Genomic DNA, 18,205 nt, shown 5'->3' with positions numbered 1-18,205 from the left:
AATTATAAAATTAATCTGTAAAAGATGAAAGGCATTATATTGGATAATAAAAAGTTTTTAAAGAAATTAAACATTTTGTACGTAGAAGATAGTCTAAAAACAGCTGAAATGTTTACTAAAATACTAAAAAGAATGTTCGCAAATGTTTATACTGCTTCAAATGGTAAAATAGGTTTGCAGCTTTATAAAGACAATCCTATTGATATTATTGTAAGTGATATTAATATGCCTATTATGGATGGTTTAATAATGTGTAAACATATTAGAGAAGAGAATAAAGATATTCCCATAATTCTTACAACAGCAAGAAATGAAACAGATACCTTACTTGAAGCTATAGAACTTAATATAAATCATTATCTTATAAAACCAATTATTCTTAATCAATTAGTCAATAAATTATATAAAGTATGTGAAAAGATACAAGCAGAAGAAACTAAAAACTTATTAAAGCAATACAAAAACGTTGTTGATAAAAATCTAATTGTAAAAAAGTTTGATCTTGAAGGAAAAAATACCTATATAAATAAACAATATGAAATATTATCTAATTATACAAAAGATGAATTATTAGGTAGTAAATTTGATTTTGATGTGATTAAAGATACTTCCATAGAAAAAACTTATGAAATTTGGGAAGCTCTAAAAAATAAAAAAACTTGGGAAGGAAAATTAAAAAAAAGAACTAAATACAATCAAGAGTATATAGTTTCTGCATCTTTTTCTCCTATATTAGATTTTAATAATAATATAATAGAATATATATCATTATCAAAAGATATTACAGATAGTGAAGTTTTAAATAATTCTTTAATAAGTGAAATAGATACTTATAAAGGAGATGTAACAAGTAAAAGACATCTTCTTAATGAATACCAAAATATGGTTAATCATTCAAACTTATTAGTTAAAATTGATACAAATCTTAAAATAACTTATGTAAACAAAAAATTCTTAGAAGTAACAAATTATGATACATCAGATTTAATACAAAAAGATATTTCATTTATTTTAAGCAACTTAGAAAAAGAAGATATTTCTTTAATTTTAGAATCATTAATAGCAAATAAGAATATTCAAAAAATTGTTACATTTAAAAATGAAGAAGCAATTAGTTATATTAATTTTAACTTTACTATTATAAAAGATCAATTTGGTAATACTCTAGAATATGTAGCCTTAGGTAATGATATTACGGAAACAATCAATTTACATCAAGAAATTGAAGATACTCAAAAAGATGTAATTTTTACTTTAGGATCAATTGCTGAAAGTAGATCAAATGAAACTGCAAATCATGTAAAAAGAGTTGCAGAATATTCATATATCCTTGCTAAAAAATATGGTTTAGAAGAAAAAGAAGCACAATTATTAAAAATAGCCTCACCAATGCATGATATTGGGAAAGTTGGAATTCCTGACAGCATTTTAAACAAGCCAGGGAAATTAACGCAAGATGAATTTCATATTATGAAAAGTCATGCAGAAATTGGTTATGAAATGTTGAAAAACTCTAATAGAGAAATATTAAAAGCTGCAGCAAAAGTTTCTTATGAACATCATGAGAAATGGGATGGGTCAGGATATCCAAGAAGATTAAAAGGTGATAATATTCATATTTATGGACGGATTACTGCAATTGCTGATGTATTTGATGCACTTGGAAGTGCTAGATGTTATAAAGAAGCGTGGCCATTAAAAAAAGTTTTAGATTTAATAAAAAATGAATCAGGGAAACATTTTGATCCAAAACTTGTAGATTTAATGCTAGATAATTTAGATGATTTCTTACTTGTACGAGACAGCTATATTGATAAATTTTAGAATTTAACAACTAAAATCTGATTTAGAAGAAATTCTTTGTTTTTTTATCTGGATTTTTTTCCGAATCTAAGATTATACGTTCTAAACTTTCAATCTTTTTTTTATCTATTTGATGACTCTGTTCTAAAAATTCTATACTATGATTTTTAGAAGCTAAAGTTTCTTCTAATGCAGTTAATCTATTAGACATTGATAACTTATCGTTTTTCATAATAATTAAATTTTTCTGTAGTTTTGCAATTTCATCATTTTTACTTTTAAGTGTTTTTATATGATTATCTGAAGTACCTAAACTATTTGTTTCATATGCTTCTAATTGAACTAAAAGACTTTGATTTGTTTTTAATAAAGAAGCATATCTTTCTTCTGCATTTAATATAGTTCTATTTAACAAACTTATATTTTCTTCATATGATTCTTTTTCTTTTAATATATTAAATTTTTCTTTTTTACTATCTGCAATACTATGCAATAACTTTTTATTTAATTCTTGTTTTTTCTTTTCTTCATCAGTTGTTATAAAACCTATAAATACATATTCTACAATCATAGAATTATTATTATCAATTACTGGAACAATAGTAACTTTATTGTAATAAATTTCATTATTTTTAGTAATACTTTTTATTGTATCGTTAAAAGTATTACCTTCTTTAATAATATTCCACATATCATTTATTTGTTTTTCATTTCTTTGATTAAATAAAAAATTAGAACTTTTGTTAATAATTTCATCTTTTGAATAGCCTGTATTAGAGCAAAAAACATCATTTACATATGTTACATTATTATTCACATCTATTTTTACTACTAAAGCAACATCTTCAATTGTTTTAGTGTAGGTTTCCAATTCTTTTTGCTTATCAAGTAAACGAGATTTTAAATATATTTTTTCACATGTACTAACTATTACTTCATTAGTTTTATTAATATCAATTGGTTTAGTTATATAATTTGTAACTTGTAATTCTAATGCCTTCATTATTACATTAGCTTCACTTCTTGCAGTTACTAATATAACTAATGTTTCATTATCATCTTCTCTGATCTTTTCAACTAATTCAATACCACTCATTTTTGGCATATTAATATCACTAATAATTAAATCAAACTTGATTTCTTTATCAAAACTTTCTTTATATGCTAAATAACCATCTAAACCATTCTCACAAATAGTTACATTTGTAAATTGTCGATTTAGTATTCTTGAAAATATTTCTCTTGCAGGTTTTTCATCTTCAACATATAAAACATTTAATTTTTTCATATATGTTTGTAATTCATTCATAATATTAATCTCTTTAGTTAATTTCTATTTTATAGCCAAGGCCATAATGATTTATAATCTTTAAATCTGGTATTTTCTTTTTTAGTCTTACTATTAAGTTCTTTAAATTTGAACTATAGTTTAAAGAACTAAATTCATCTTTCCAGATATAATCGATAATATCACTTTCAGAATAGATCCTATTTGGAGAAGACAATAAAAAACCAATAAATTGTAACTCTTTTTTAGTAAGTTTTATAATAATATTATTTTTATATAATATATTTTTACTTTTATTCCAAGAATAATCTTTATTAATAATTAAATCATTTTCTAACAAATCTTGATCTTTGATTTTTTTTTCTAGAATTTTATTTATTGCTAGAAGTAATTTGTCTAAATCAATGGGTTTTAATAAATAATTTGTAATGCTAAGCTCTATTGCTCTTAACATTTTTTTTGATTCATTTCTTCCTGTTAAAAAAATAAAAGGAATATTCTCATCTATTTCTCTTACCTTTTCAAGGAATTCTAAACCATCCATTTTGGGCATATTTATATCACTAATAATTAGATCAATTTTATGAGTACCTTTAAAGATTGCATAGGCTTCTTGACCATTTTTTGCGATAATTACTTCATAAAATATTTTTTCTAATATGCTTTTTAATTTTAAAGCCATTATTTCGTCATCTTCAATATAAAGAATGCTCAAATGTTTTTTAATATTCATTTATTAATACCTATTCCAAAACGTTATTTATTATACTAAGTAAAAGTATCAAAATAATATCATTTTAATCATCTAAAGAAAATATAATTTTATTTAAGTCAACGGGTTTTAAAATTATGCTTTTAGCTTTTATCTTTATTTCTTCATTTACTTCATTACTTGTAATAATTATTAACTTCTTATGTTTATTTAACAAAATCTTATTTATAAAATCTTCTGATAATTTATCTATATCAATTATAATAGCATCAATAGTTTTATTATTAAGTTCATCTAAAAATTCATTTTCTGTATTTATTTGTAGAATTTCATTATTTTTCTTTAGTTTTATTATTATATTAAAAAACAAAAGATGATCATTATTATAAATTAAAATCTTTTTTCTTTTAATATCTTCAACTATTACTGGTTTTTTTTCAGGCATTGTTTCATATAAATTATTAGTATGAGAAGGAATAATATCTTTACTTACAATAGTATTATTTTTAATTTCTATTTCATTTATATTTTTAGGAATAGATAGTGTAAATTTTGAGCCATGACCAAATTCACTTTCAACTGTAATATTTCCTTTTAACAATTCAGCAAGATTTTTTGAGATAGCTAATCCTAAACCTGTTCCTAAGTGTTTTCTAGAGATACTTGCATCAACTTGTTTAAAACGATCGAATAGATCATCTATTTGCTCTTTATTAATACCAATACCACTATCTTTTACTTCAATTAGAATATTTTCATCTTTTTCTTTTACAATTAAAGAAACTTTTCCTTCACTTGTAAATTTTAAAGCATTTGATAAAAAGTTTTTTACTATTTGACTAATTTTTCGTTCATCACTATAAATTGAATTAATATTTTTATCACATTCAAAATAAAAATCTACATTTTTATCTTTAAATTGAGTGAAAAACATATCTTTGATAATAGTTGTAAGATTATAAATATCAACATCACTATTATTTATAGAAACTTTCCCTGCTTCTAGTTTTGATATATCGAGAACATCATTAATTAAAAATAATAAATCTTTACCACAACTATTTATAATTTCTAAATTTTTTACTTCTTTTTCACTAAAAGTATTTTTACTATTTTTTTTCATTATTGAAGAAAGAACATTAATTGAATTTAGAGGTGTTTTCAATTCATGACTCATATTTGCTAAAAAATCATCTTTTACTTTATTTGCAACTTCTAATTCTTCCTTTTGTTTTACAAGAAGCTTATTTGATTGTATTATTGTATTATTTCTATTTTGTAAATTTGTTTGCATTCTATCCATTGAATTAGCCAAGATACCAATTTCATCACTTGAATCTAAATAAGGAATAGAGGTATTCTCTTCTTTACCAATTCTTTTAGCAATAGAGGATAAATCATCTAGTTTTTTAGTTACTCTATTTCCAATTAAATAAGAAAGTATTATAGAAATCAAGATTTCTAATAAAATAATTAAGAAAGTAGTATTTTTACTTTTTTCAATAAATTGAGAATTACTAGTGGTATCAAAAATAACATACACTGATCCTAATAATACATTCTCTTCATATATTTCATTAAATATGATTTTATAACTATTATTATTAATAAAGACGTCTTTATTTCTTTTTAATTTAATAAGGTCTTCAATAGGTAAATATTTATATGAATAAGAACTAGCTAAAATTCTATTTTGAGTATCTAGAATAACAATAGAATTTAAATATTTAACAGAATTCTCAACAAGGTTATCTAAAGTAGCTAAATCAAATATACTCATAGGCACTTTTATAAGCTCTTCGATAAAAGTAACGTTTGATTCAATCTTTTCTGAAATTAATTTATCAGATGAGTTTTTAATTGTAAAGAAATTAACACTTACAATTAAAACAATAAAAAATATTTCTAATAAAACAAAGGAAAGTATAAATCTAAATTTAAAAGACATAAAAACCTACTTTACACCAATATTTTTAATTATATCAAATTCTTGGGTATTTGTAATTTTAAAATCTTTTATACTTAATATTTCTTTTATATCATCAGGCATATTTAAAAAAGCATTTTGTATTTTTAAGACTACTTCTTTACTAACTCTTGGATGATATGCAAAAGGATGACTAGGATAAGGATTAGTTTTATAAACAATATTTATATTATCTTTATCATTTTTACTTTTAAAATTATTATAAGTTCTTATAATTCCACCACCAAGGTATCCAATACCTCTAGAAATTCCCTTGTAAACAGAATCATGGGAATTAACGTATAGTACTTTAGCTTCTTTATCTATATCAAATCCAAATTTTTCTTTAAATTCAAATTTAGTTAAAAGAGTTGCAGCAAAAGCATTTGGAGCTGGAAATAAAAAAGTTTTTCCTTTTAAATTTTCTTTACTAAAATCAACTTCTTTGTCTTTTGAAAGGAAAATACCTACAATATTCTTTTTTGCTCTTAAAAAAGCTTCATATTTTTGAGATTTATTTGCTACTGTAAAATGATAAGGATTCATATATGCAATACAATAAGTTCCCATTTTTAATTCTTTTTCAAATTGAGGTATTGATTTTTCAGTTCTAAAATTAACTTTTATACCTGTCTCTTTAAATAAATAATCAGTGACTTTAATCCATTTTTTTGCAAGCTTAAGCGGACTTTGTTGAGGAACAATACCTAGTGTAATTTCCGTAGCCATTGAGTATGTAACAATAAGTGTAAAAAATATAATTTTTTTCATAAGTACTCCTTTAAATATTTTTATTTTTTAGTATATTAGAAAAGAGTATTAGAAAAGTATCATTTTATTTTTTTAAATCTTTTAAAAACTCTATTGTCATTCTAACTCCAGCACCACTTGCACCATGAGGATTATATCCCCATGCACTTTCTACAAATGCAGGTCCAGCTATATCAAAATGAACCCATTTTTCTTTATTTTTTTCTTCTATAAAATTATCTAAAAACAGTCCAGCTGTAATTGCTCCACCATATCTTGTACTTGCAATATTAGAAATATCTGCGATTTCAGATTTGATTGTTTTTCGTAAATATCTATTAAAATCTAAAGTTGTAGCATACTCTCCTGCTTTTAAAGAGCTCTTAACAACACTAGCTTTTAACTTCTCATTATTTCCCATAATTCCACTTGTATACTGCCCAACTCCTACAACACAAGCACCCGTTAATGTAGCATAATCAAAGATATAATCAATATCTTTGATTTCATCTTGTGCATAACATAAACAATCAGCAAGTACTAGTCTTCCTTCTGCATCTGTGTTTCGAACTTCTATTGTTTTACCATTTTTTGCAACTAATACATCATCAGGTTTATATGCATCTCCACCAATCATATTCTCAACTGCACCTATAATTCCATGAACTTCATAAGGTAATTCAAGTTTTGCAATTGCCCAAATAGTAGCTAATACTGCACAACCTCCACCTTTATCAGATTTCATTGTTACCATATAATCAGCAGGTTTTAAAGATAATCCTCCTGAATCATAAGTAAGACCTTTTCCAACAAGTACAATCTTTTTCTTTGCATCTTTTGGTTTATATGATAAATGAATTAATTTTGATTCATGAATTGAAGCACGTCCAACGCTAAGCATTGCATTCATATCATTTTTTGCTAGGTATTTTTCACCTTTTATTTTACAATCAATTTTTGCATCTTTTGCAAGTTTTTTAGCTAAACTTGCCATTACTTCAGGATAAAAATCTCCTGGAGTTGTATTTACCATGTCTCTTGCTTTATTAACTGCTTTAGAAATAATTTTCGATTCTTCCAAAATTGAGTTTAACTCAATATTATCTAAACTTGGAGAATCTTCTTGAATACAAATTATTAATTCTTGTTTTTTCTTTTTTTCTTTTTTAGATTTATAATCATTAAACGTATAAGAACCTAACAATGTACCTTCTACAATTGATTTTAATACAAGTGAGTCAAAAGAAGTTAAATCAACTTTTGCAGTTTTAAATAATGTAGTTTGAAATTTCTTAATTGCAGTAGCTATTGCTATTGCTAAAGAATCGTAAGTTTCTTCTTCGTAACCAACAAAGATCTTTTTTGATTCTGCTAAAAAAACTAACTCTTCATCTTTAGCTTTAAAATCTAAACTCTTTAATAACTCTTTATCTTCTAAATTTTCAATATTATTTGTTAATACAATTTGTAAATCTGATTGTATCTCTTCAATTTTTGAATTTGTTAAATTAATTTTCATTTGATATCTCTTTTTCTTTTTTTGTATTTTTCTTTGAAGCTTTATTAAAATAATAAATAATACTTCCACCAAATCCTAAAGCAATAGGCAAGGCAAAATACCAGTGCTCTTTAGCCCAATGTAAAACTTTTAAAATCTCTTCACCAAAATACCAAACAGGTACTATTGTAATAGCAGCCCAACACCAAGCAGATATAAGATTTATAAAAGCAAATGTTTTAGCATCATATCTTGTAAGACCTATTGATATTGGAATAATAGTTCTCATTCCATACATATATCTTTGTGCAAAAATAATTGGCCAACCATACTTTTGTAATAATAAATGAGCAAGGGCAAACTTTCTTCTTTGACCTTTGAACTTACTGTGAACATAAGATTTATTAAATCTTCCAATATAAAAATAAACTTGATCTCCAGCAAAACCACCAAGTCCTGCTACAAAAATTGCGATATATAAATTCATATCACCTGTATGTGATAAAAGACCAGCCATAATAAGACCGGCTTCACCTTCAAGCATTCCCCATGCAAAAAGAATTATATATCCATACTCTTTTAGTAAATAAACAAAACTATTTTCAAAACCTTCAACAGGAGCTTGGAATAGATTGTAAGCTAAAAAAGAAAAAAATATAATTACTATAAATGCTAGTATTTTTCCTGCATGTGGTTGTAATTTCTTGAAGATTTCTTTCATTTTTTACCTTTTAGTCAAAGTTTAATAAACTTTTTGCTTGAATCATATCTTTATCCCCACGACCTGATAAGTTTATAATTACAGTTTTACCTTTTAATTTATCTTTTGCTTTTTTTAAGTAAGCAATTGCATGTGCAGTTTCAAAAGCTGGAATAATTCCCTCAGCTCTACTTAACCATACAAAAGCATCTAATGCTTCTTTATCAGTTATTGAATCATACTGTACGCTTTTATTATCTTTATGAAATGAATGTTCAGGTCCAATTCCTGGATAATCAAGACCTGCTGAAATAGAGTGTGCTTCTAAAACTTGTCCATCTTCATCTTGTAAAAGGTAAGAACATTGTCCATGTAAAACACCTGGGCTTCCTTTTTCTAGCGAACATCCATGTTTATCTGTATCAAGCCCTAAACCACCAGCTTCAATTCCTACACATGTAACTTCTTTATCTTCTAAAAAATGAGAGAACATACCAATAGCGTTTGAACCACCACCAATACAAGCTACAACATAATCAGGAAGTCTATTTTCTTTTTCTAAAATTTGCTTTCTAGCTTCGTATCCAATAATTGATTGGAAATCTCTAACCATCATAGGATAAGGATGAGGACCTGCAACAGTTCCTATTATATAAAAAGTGTCACGTGCATTTGTAACCCAGTATCTAATTGCGTCATTCATAGCATCTTTAAGTGTTTTACTTCCACTTTCAACTGCAACAACTTTTGCACCTAAAAGTTTCATTCTAAATACATTTAATTCTTGTCTTTCAACATCTTTTGCACCCATAAAAACAGTACACTCTAAACCCATAAGTGCAGCAATTGTAGCACTTGCAACTCCATGTTGCCCTGCACCAGTTTCAGCAATTACTTTTGTTTTTCCAAGTTTTTTAGCAAGTAAGCCTTGCGCAATAACATTATTTACTTTATGTGCACCAGTATGGTTTAAATCTTCTCTTTTTAAATATACTTTTGCACCAATTTCTTCTGAAACATTTTTTGCTAAATAAAGTGGGTTCTCTCTTCCTACATAATCTCTTAATAAATCATTTACTTCAGCCCAGAACTCTTTATCAAATCTATACTTTTTATATTCTATTTCTAATTCTTTTAAAACTGGCATCAAAGTTTCAGGAACATATTGTCCTCCAAAAATTCCGAATTGTCCTTTTGAATCTGGGTCAAAAGGGCTTGCTTTTGGTATATAATCACTCATAATATCTCTTTCTTATATTTCTAATACTGAATAAACAGGTGCAACTTTTTGTAATTTTTGCGCACCACCTAAAATTTTTATATCCATTAAAAAACACATTTCTACTAAATTTACATCTAATTTGTTTATCAAATTAGCAGCTGCATAAGCTGTTCCACCACTTACAATAATATCATCGATTAAAAGTACTCTTGCATTTTTTTGGCCTCTAAAAGCATCTAAATGTATTTCTACTTCGTCAAAACCATATTCTAATTCATATTTTTCACATGCAGTTGTACTTGGAAGTTTTCCTTTTTTTCTAACAGGAACAAACCCAATACCTAATCTATCAGCAAGTGCCGCTCCAAAAATAAAACCTCTTGAATCAATTCCTGCTATATAATCTAAGTTATAATCTTTATATCTATCTTCAAAATGTTGCATTGTTAATGCATAAGCATCTTTGTCGTTTAATAATGTTGTAATATCTTTAAATATAATTCCCTCTTTTGGGAAGTTCTCAATACTTCTAATTGAGCTTAATAATCTATTTTTTTCATCTTGTGTTAATATCTTTTTACTCAAAACAATCCTTAATTTTTTTATAAATGTAGTGAAAAGTAAATTATTTTATCTAAATAATCATTATGACTTTATGATTTATTTCAAATATTTAATCTGATTTTAAATATAATTAATTAAATTATTTAAAAGAGAGTATATGAAGTTATTAATAGCAATTTTTATCTTACTATTTTTACAAAAAATTAGTTTTGCATTAGATTTACAAAAAGCAAAAACTTATGATAAATCACAGAAAATAAAAAACTGGATGATGAGTGAAAAACTAGATGGTATTAGAGCATATTGGAATGGCAAAAATCTAATAAGTAAAAATGGTAATATAATTTTTGCACCAAAATACTTTATAAAAGACTTTCCAAACTTTGAACTTGATGGCGAGTTATGGACAAAAAGAAATGACTTTGAAAATATACAAAGTATAGTCTTAGATAAAACACCTTCAAAACATTGGAAGCAAATAACATACAATATATTTGAAGTACCAAATGCAAAAGGTGATTTTTTAACAAGATTAGAAAAAATAAAAAACTGGCAGAAAAAGAATAAGAATGAATACATAAAAATCATTAAGCAAATAAGATGTAAAAATAAAGCGCATTTAGATCAATATCTAAATGAATTGATAAAAAAACAAGTAGAAGGAATAATACTAAAAAATCCAAACTTAGATTATTTTACAGGTAGAAGTTCTAATGTCTTAAAAGTTAAAAAATTCAATGATATGGAAGGTGAAGTAATTGGAATAAATTATAATGAAAATACTCCAGAAAAAAGTAAATTTAAAAGCCTAAAGTTAAAACTAAAAAACGGAGTAATTTTTAATCTAGGGAATGGTTTTTCAAAACAAGAAAGAATAAATCATCCAAAAATTGCAGATATAGTTACTTTTAAATATTATAATCTAACAAAATTTGGAAAACCTAAATTTGCATCTTTTTTAAGAATTAGAAAAAATGAATAACTTAGTATAAGTCATAAGTTGTAGTTTTTATTCCTGATTCATCTAACTTTTTACAAACATCACCTGCACCTGGTGTTACAGTAAGATTTAAAGAATTAGCTGTATCATCTTTTGTCACTTCTAATACTGCACAATCTGTATCACCCTCTTTGTAAGTGATTTTTAAATCTTCAACAGTCCAATTAGTTGGATTTAAAGTCACTGCCTCAGAAATTTTAGTAATATTTCCTTCAACTAAATGATAACTTTGAATAGATGTAGTAGCTGTTCCAATATCTCTCTTAAGAGTTGAAACTAAAGCAGAATCACGTGTATCTAAATATTTTGGAATTGCAAAAGATGCAATAATACCAATAACAACAATAGCGAATATTAACTCTAAAAGAGAAAAACCTTTTTTCATAAATAATCCTTTATATTAAAATAATATTTAAGATTATCTATAAATAATAAAATAATTAATTAAAATATTAAATTAATTATTTTATTTAAGCTTACAAGATATCAGGCATATCCATATTAGTTTCTCTCTCTACATCTGCAACATTTTCAAATACAACTTCAATTGGTGCAGTCGAACTCATATCATTCTCTTTATCTACAAATCGTGTAAGTGCTTTTTGGAAATCAAGTTTAACAGTTCCAATTGGTCCATTTCTTTGTTTTCCAATAATTACTTCTGCTTCTTCAACAGGCTTATTTACAAAAGATGATCGATACTCTTCACCTTTATCTTTTGCTTCTTTTTCTTTTCGCGCTTCATCTCTTTCTTTGTATACATCATCTCTATATACAAACATAATAATATCCGCATCTTGCTCAATAGCTCCCGATTCTCTTAAATCTGAAAGCATTGGTCTTTTATCTGGTCTATTTTCAAGTCCCCTGTTTAACTGTGACAAGGCTATAATTGGGATTTTCATCTCCCTTGCAAGCATTTTTAAACCTCTTGATATATCTGATACCTCTTGGTGTCTATCCTTATTTCCAGTTCCTTGCATTAATTGAAGGTAATCAATAATTACTAATGAAATATTATTATCTTCATTTTGAGCTAATTTTCGAACCCGTGCTCGAAGTTGATTAATATTAATACTTCCACCATCATCAACAAATAGTTTTTTTGTATTCATATCATCAAATGCACCACTTAATTGACTCCATTCATTATCACTCATATCACCTTTTCTAAGATTTTGTAAAGGTATTGAAGTTTTTGCGGCAAGCATTCTTAACATTAGTTGTTCAGCTGGCATTTCAAGTGAGAAAAAAATCACACCTTTATTTGCTTCAACATTTTTTAAAGCCATATTTAAAACAAGTGCTGTTTTACCCATTGCAGGACGTGCAGCAATAATAATTAAATCCCCTTCATTAAATCCAGTTGTTTTTCTATCTAGTGCATCAAAACCTGTTGTTTCACCAATTAAGTGTTTATTTCCAAGTTTTTTCATTCTTTCAATATATGAAAGAGTATCACCTGTAATTTCTTGCATATCTTTAAGTTCAGAAGTAGCAGAATCTGTAGATATTTTATATAATTCACCTTGAACAGTATCAAGAGCTTCGTTTCCACTAACTTCTTCTTCAAGTGCTACTTTTTTAATAGTAGTAGCTAATGTAGCAAGTTCTCTTTTTACAGAACCATCTTTTATTTCTCTTACATAAGCTATTGTATTTGTAATAGGATTTGCTGAAAGAATTTCAATTAATATAGAATCATCTACGTCTTTTGAACTAATTCTTTTTCTAATAAACTCTTCATCAATTGGCATATCATCATCATGAAGTTGAATCATCACTTGATATATTTTTTGATGTGCAGGAAGATAGAAATCTTTGGGTTTTAAGGAAGCTAAAACATCTTCTAACTCTTCAGGATTAAATAATATTGAACTAAGAACTGCTCTTTCAATATTTATACTATAAACGCTATCCATTATGTTCTTTTTTCTGCTTCAAATTCTACTTCTTCTAAAAATTTATTAATTAATTCATCGCCAGACAACTTAGCAATAATTTCACCTTTTTTCATAACCAAACCAGAACCTTTTCCAAAGGCAATTGCAACATCCGCACTTTTAGCTTCTCCAATTGCATTTACAACACATCCCATAACAGATACATCTAAAGGAGCTTTTATATGTTTTGTTCTTCTTTCAACTTCGGCAACTGCTTTTACTAAATCAGCTTCAATTCGTCCACAAGTTGGACAAGAAATAATATTTAATCCCTCTTTTGCAATTCCAACATCTTTTAAAATTGCTTTTCCTACTTCAATCTCTTTTTCAAGTTCACCTGTCATTGAAACTCTTAAAGTATCTCCAATTCCATCAAGTAATAATGAACCTAAAGCAATTGATGATTTAATTGTAGAGTGAAACTGCGTTCCAGCTTCAGTAACTCCAAGGTGAAAAGCATAGTTATTCATAGGTCTTAAAGTTCTGTAAGCTTGCACTGTTCTTTGAACATCTGATGCTTTTAGAGATACTTTTAAATCAGTAAAATCTAAATCTTCTAGATACTTAATATTATAATCAGCACTTGCAACCATACCTTCAGGAGTTTGACCATATTTATCTTCAAATTGCTTTTCTAGTGAGCCTGAGTTTACTCCAATTCTTATTGGAAGTTTTCTTTCTTTACAAGCCTTTACTACTTCAGCAACTCTTTTTCTATCGCCAATATTTCCTGGATTAATTCTAATACAATCTACAGATTCTGCTGCTATTAATGCTAATTTATAGTGAAAATGAATATCTGCAACTATTGGTAAATCTACTTGCTTTTTTATCTCTTTTAAAGCAAGTGCTGCTTCTTTATTTGGTACAGCAAGTCTTACAATATCTGCACCTGCAAAGTGCAAAGCTCTTATTTGTTCTACAGTTGCTTCAATATCAGAAGTTTTAGTAAAACACATCGATTGAACAGGAATTGGGGCATCGCCACCAACTGGTACGTTTCCTACGAATATTTGTTTTGTTGGGTATCTTTTTATCATAATTGGATTTTATCTAAAAAAGTTTAAATTAAAGTCAAAAGTTTTTTTAAACTTTAATTTTAAAACTTTTAGATACAATAGCGCATATTATGTAAAGGAAATCTATGCAAGAGTTTACAATTTTTGATATGGTAATACTAGGTATTACGTTAGTTTTAGGACTTAAGGGACTATTTAGAGGTCTAATTAAAGAAGTATTTGGAATCATTGGAATTATTGGTGCAATTTTTGTAGCATCAAGAGTATCAGCTGATATTGGTAATTTAATTGCTCCTGTTTTAGCATTGGAAAATCAAACTACTATTAAACTAATTGGTTTTATTGTTGCCTTAGTTGGTTTTTGGATTATTGTTTATGCTTTAGGTGTAATTGTTAGTAAAATATTTTCTGCAAGTGGCCTAGGATTATTTGATAGAATTTTTGGATTCGTATTTGGAGCTGCGAAAGTATTTTTAATTTTTTCAGTTATTGCTTACGCTTTATATCAAGTTCAATCTTTCAAAAATGCTATTGATAATAAGACAGTAGGTTCTGTTGTAATGCCACATTTAATAAGTGTTGGTTCATATATCATAAAACTTGACACTTCTTCAATTACTTCAAGTATTGAAAAAACAGTTGATACAGTTGTTGATACTGCAAAAGATGCTACAAAAACTGAGGAAACACCAGCAAAAGAATTAAAAGAAGATATTGAAAAAAGTTTAGAAGAGACAAAAAAAGATATCAAAGAAGGTGTTGAAAGCACAATTAATGATGTTAAGAAATCTGTAGAAGAAGAAGTAGTAAAAAAAGTTGAAGAAACAATTTCAAATACTACAACTGTAACAGAAGAACAAATTAATACTGTAAAAGAAAAATTACAAAGCATAGTAAATAAAACAGAAGAAAACAAATAAAGGAATATTAGATTGTTCGAAAATAAATATATACAACAAAGAATAGAAAAAGCTGAAAAATTAAGAGAAGCAGGTATTAATCCTTATTCAAATGAAAGTACAAGAAACACTACAATTGGAAAATTCATTAATGTAAATAGCGATATATTTCAAAAAGAAGATAAAAGAGATGAACATAGAAACTATACAGTTGCAGGAAGAATTAAATTCTTCAGACTTATGGGGAAAGCCTCTTTTTTAAAAATAGAAGATGAATCTGGATTATTACAAATTTATGTAAGTAGAGATTTTTTACCCGAAGGTTTTTATAATAATATTTTCAAAAAAACTGTTGAAGTTGGTGATATTATCGAAGTTTCTGGGTATCCATTTGTTACAGGTAAAGGTGAATTATCTTTACATGTAGATGGTTTAAAAATTCTAACTAAATCAATTTCTCCACTTCCTGAAAAATATCATGGTATTCAAGACAAAGAGTTAAGATATAGACAAAGATACTTAGACCTTATTATGAACTCTGAAGTGCGAAAAACTTTTCATATTAGATCTAGAGTTATCTCATTAACAAGAAGATTTTTTGAAAATAAAGGTTTCTTAGAAGTTGAAACTCCAATGATGCATCCAATTGCAGGAGGAGCAAATGCTAAGCCATTTACAACTCATCATAATGCACTTGGTGTAGATAGATTCCTAAGAATTGCACCTGAGTTATATTTAAAAAGATGTATTGTAGGTGGTTTTGAAGCTGTATTTGAAATCAATAGATGTTTTAGAAATGAAGGAATGGATGCAACACACAATCCTGAGTTTACATCAATCGAATTTTATTGGGCATATAAAACGTATAAAGATTTAATTGAACTTACAAAAGAATACTTTGAATTTTTATTTGAACATTTAGAATTGCCTTCTGTTTTACCTTATGGTGAACTTGAAATAGATTTTAAAAACTTTACTGAAATTCCATTAATTGAATCTTTAACTACTATTGGTGGAGTTCCCGCTGATATTACAGAAGATAAAGATAAAATTATTGCACACTTAAAAGCTGCAAATGTTGATGTAAATGAAAAAATGAATCTAGGACAACTTCAAGGTGAATTATTTGATGAATATGTTGAAGATAAATTAATCAACCCTACTTTTATTACAGAATACCCAGTTGAAATTTCTCCACTTGCACGAAGAAATGATGAGAAACCTCATTTAACTGATAGATTTGAATTATTCATTGGTGGAAAAGAAATAGCAAATGCATTCTCAGAACTTAATGATCCTCTTGATCAACTTCAAAGATTTGAAGGTCAAATGGAAGCAAAAGAATCTGGTGGAGATGATGAAGCTCATGAAATGGATGAAGACTTTGTAAATGCCCTATCATATGGTATGGCTCCAACAGCAGGTCAAGGAATTGGTATTGATAGATTAGTAATGATGCTTACAAATGAGCATTCAATTAGAGATGTGTTACTTTTCCCTGCAATGAAACCAATTAAAAATGAAATAAACCTTCACGATGATAGTGAAGAAGATAAATAAGGAATATAAAATGAACTATATATCAAACGCAAACCTAAAAGAAGCAGATTCAGAAGTATTTGAAATATGTGAAAATGAATTAGAAAGACAAACAGACCATTTAGAGATGATTGCAAGTGAAAACTTTACATCTCCAGCAGTAATGCAAGCAATGGGTTCTGTATTTACTAATAAATACGCAGAAGGTTACCCTTATAAAAGATATTATGGTGGTTGTGAGCAAGCTGATAAAGTTGAGCAACTTGCAATAAATAGAGCTTGTGAAATCTTTGGATGTAATTATGCAAATGTACAACCTCATTCAGGTTCTCAAGCTAATGGTGCAGTATATGCAGCACTATTAAAAGCTGGTGATAAAATTCTTGGTATGGATTTATCTCATGGTGGACATTTAACTCATGGTTCAAAACCATCATTTTCAGGTAAGAACTATACTCCTTTTTATTATGGTGTAGAATTAGATGGAAGAATTAATTATGAAAGAGTAATGGATATTGCTAAAATTGTTCAACCGAAAATTATTGTTTGTGGTGCTTCTGCATATGCTAGAGAAATTGATTTTGTTAAATTTAGAGAAATTGCTGATGCAGTTGGAGCTATTTTATTTGCTGATATTGCACATATTGCGGGATTAGTTGCAGCGGGTGAGCATATGAGTCCATTCCCTTATGCAGATGTAGTAACAACTACAACACATAAAACACTTCGAGGACCTAGAGGTGGAATGATAATGTGTAATGATGAAGATATAGCAAAGAAATTAAACTCTGCTATTTTCCCAGGATTACAAGGTGGACCATTAGTACATGTAATTGCTGGTAAAGCAGTAGCATTTAAAGAAATTCTAAGTCCTGCTTGGAAAGATTACGCAAAACAAGTAAAAGCAAATGCAAAAGTTCTAGGTGAAGTACTAGTTTCAAGAGGATATGATATTGTATCTGGTGGAACAGATAATCACTTAGTATTAGTATCATTTCTTAATAAAGAATTCTCAGGAAAAGATGCAGATGCTGCATTAGGAAATGCTGGAATTACTGTAAATAAAAATACAGTACCAGGTGAAACAAGATCTCCATTTGTAACATCAGGGATTAGAGTAGGATCTCCTGCATTAACAGCACGTGGAATGAAAGAAAAAGAGTTTGAAATCATTGCAAATAAAATGTGTGATGTATTAGATGATATTGAAAACACTAAATTACAAGAAACAATTGCAAATGAGTTAAAAGAACTTGCATCTAATTTTGTGATTTACAATCAATCTACTTACTAGTGAGTATT

The 18,205-nt window shown here is 27.1% G+C and carries 16 protein-coding genes; 5 read left to right on the top strand and 11 right to left on the bottom strand.

The genetic code is table 11. The annotated features are described in order from the left end of the window. Positions 1–39: 39 nt before the first annotated feature. A complete protein-coding gene (locus tag LPB137_RS04355; RefSeq protein ID WP_076084868.1) occupies positions 40–1,824 on the top strand; it encodes a response regulator in 1,785 nt (594 codons plus the stop codon). A gap of 22 nt (positions 1,825–1,846) precedes the next feature. Here LPB137_RS04355 and LPB137_RS04350 read toward each other — a convergent pair whose 3' ends face one another. From LPB137_RS04350 to LPB137_RS04315, 8 genes are all read right to left on the bottom strand, one after another. After that, positions 1,847–3,112, bottom strand: a complete 1,266-nt coding sequence (locus LPB137_RS04350; protein ID WP_076084865.1) for a response regulator — start codon at positions 3,110–3,112, stop codon at positions 1,847–1,849. A 13-nt stretch (positions 3,113–3,125) separates the two neighbouring features. Further along, positions 3,126–3,824: a response regulator transcription factor gene (locus LPB137_RS04345; protein WP_076084862.1), complete on the bottom strand. Its 699-nt coding sequence runs from the start codon at positions 3,822–3,824 to the stop codon at positions 3,126–3,128. A 64-nt stretch (positions 3,825–3,888) separates the two neighbouring features. Next, positions 3,889–5,751, bottom strand: coding sequence for a HAMP domain-containing histidine kinase (locus LPB137_RS04340; protein WP_076084858.1), 1,863 nt, complete (start codon positions 5,749–5,751; stop codon positions 3,889–3,891). Between the two features lie 6 nt (positions 5,752–5,757). After that, positions 5,758–6,540 (bottom strand): phosphate/phosphite/phosphonate ABC transporter substrate-binding protein, encoded by a 783-nt coding sequence (locus LPB137_RS04335; RefSeq protein WP_076084855.1) that lies wholly within the window; start codon positions 6,538–6,540, stop codon positions 5,758–5,760. A gap of 64 nt (positions 6,541–6,604) precedes the next feature. Then, entirely contained in the window at positions 6,605–8,038 is a 1,434-nt protein-coding gene (locus LPB137_RS04330) for a leucyl aminopeptidase (RefSeq protein WP_076089206.1), read from the bottom strand. Then, a complete protein-coding gene (locus tag LPB137_RS04325) occupies positions 8,028–8,738 on the bottom strand; it encodes a DedA family protein (protein ID WP_076084851.1) in 711 nt (236 codons plus the stop codon). The genes LPB137_RS04330 and LPB137_RS04325 overlap by 11 nt, the downstream gene beginning before the upstream one ends. 10 nt (positions 8,739–8,748) lie before the next feature. Next, on the bottom strand, positions 8,749–9,957 hold the full coding sequence (trpB, locus tag LPB137_RS04320) for a tryptophan synthase subunit beta (RefSeq protein ID WP_076084848.1): 1,209 nt from the start codon (positions 9,955–9,957) through the stop codon (positions 8,749–8,751). 12 nt (positions 9,958–9,969) lie between these two features. Next, the gene (locus LPB137_RS04315) at positions 9,970–10,524 is read right to left on the bottom strand and encodes an adenine phosphoribosyltransferase (RefSeq protein ID WP_076084845.1); all 555 of its coding nucleotides are present in this window, start codon (positions 10,522–10,524) and stop codon (positions 9,970–9,972) included. Between the two features lie 136 nt (positions 10,525–10,660). On the opposite strand from LPB137_RS04315, the gene LPB137_RS04310 reads away from it, so the two are divergent. Further along, the gene (locus LPB137_RS04310) at positions 10,661–11,485 is read left to right on the top strand and encodes a DNA ligase (protein WP_076084842.1); all 825 of its coding nucleotides are present in this window, start codon (positions 10,661–10,663) and stop codon (positions 11,483–11,485) included. Between the two features lies 1 nt (position 11,486). Here the strand turns inward: LPB137_RS04310 and LPB137_RS04305 are convergent, their stop codons facing one another. From LPB137_RS04305 to ispG, 3 genes are all read right to left on the bottom strand, one after another. Next, positions 11,487–11,888, bottom strand: a complete 402-nt coding sequence (locus tag LPB137_RS04305) for a type II secretion system protein (protein ID WP_076084839.1) — start codon at positions 11,886–11,888, stop codon at positions 11,487–11,489. A 91-nt stretch (positions 11,889–11,979) separates the two neighbouring features. Next, positions 11,980–13,425 carry a replicative DNA helicase gene (locus LPB137_RS04300; protein WP_076084836.1) on the bottom strand — a complete coding sequence of 482 codons (1,446 nt, stop codon included), beginning with the start codon at positions 13,423–13,425 and terminating at the stop codon, positions 11,980–11,982. Then, positions 13,425–14,486, bottom strand: a complete 1,062-nt coding sequence (gene ispG, locus LPB137_RS04295) for a flavodoxin-dependent (E)-4-hydroxy-3-methylbut-2-enyl-diphosphate synthase (protein ID WP_076084833.1) — start codon at positions 14,484–14,486, stop codon at positions 13,425–13,427. The genes LPB137_RS04300 and ispG overlap by 1 nt, the downstream gene beginning before the upstream one ends. 104 nt (positions 14,487–14,590) lie before the next feature. Here ispG and LPB137_RS04290 point away from each other — a divergent pair, with 104 nt between their 5' ends. From LPB137_RS04290 to LPB137_RS04280, 3 genes are read left to right on the top strand one after another with little or no spacing between them, the layout of a single operon-like run. Further along, complete coding sequence (locus LPB137_RS04290) at positions 14,591–15,385, top strand: CvpA family protein (protein WP_076084830.1); 795 nt, start codon at positions 14,591–14,593, stop codon at positions 15,383–15,385. Between the two features lie 12 nt (positions 15,386–15,397). After that, a complete protein-coding gene (gene lysS / locus LPB137_RS04285; RefSeq protein ID WP_076084827.1) occupies positions 15,398–16,924 on the top strand; it encodes a lysine--tRNA ligase in 1,527 nt (508 codons plus the stop codon). Positions 16,925–16,934: 10 nt separating this feature from the next. Then, positions 16,935–18,197, top strand: coding sequence for a serine hydroxymethyltransferase (locus LPB137_RS04280; RefSeq protein ID WP_076084824.1), 1,263 nt, complete (start codon positions 16,935–16,937; stop codon positions 18,195–18,197). Positions 18,198–18,205: the final 8 nt, after the last annotated feature.

The sequence above is a fragment of the Poseidonibacter parvus genome (genome assembly GCF_001956695.1).
Taxonomy (GTDB): Bacteria; Campylobacterota; Campylobacteria; order Campylobacterales; family Arcobacteraceae; genus Poseidonibacter; species Poseidonibacter parvus.
Note: the sequence above shows the minus strand (reverse complement) of the source record. Positions and strands in the feature narration are given on the sequence as shown.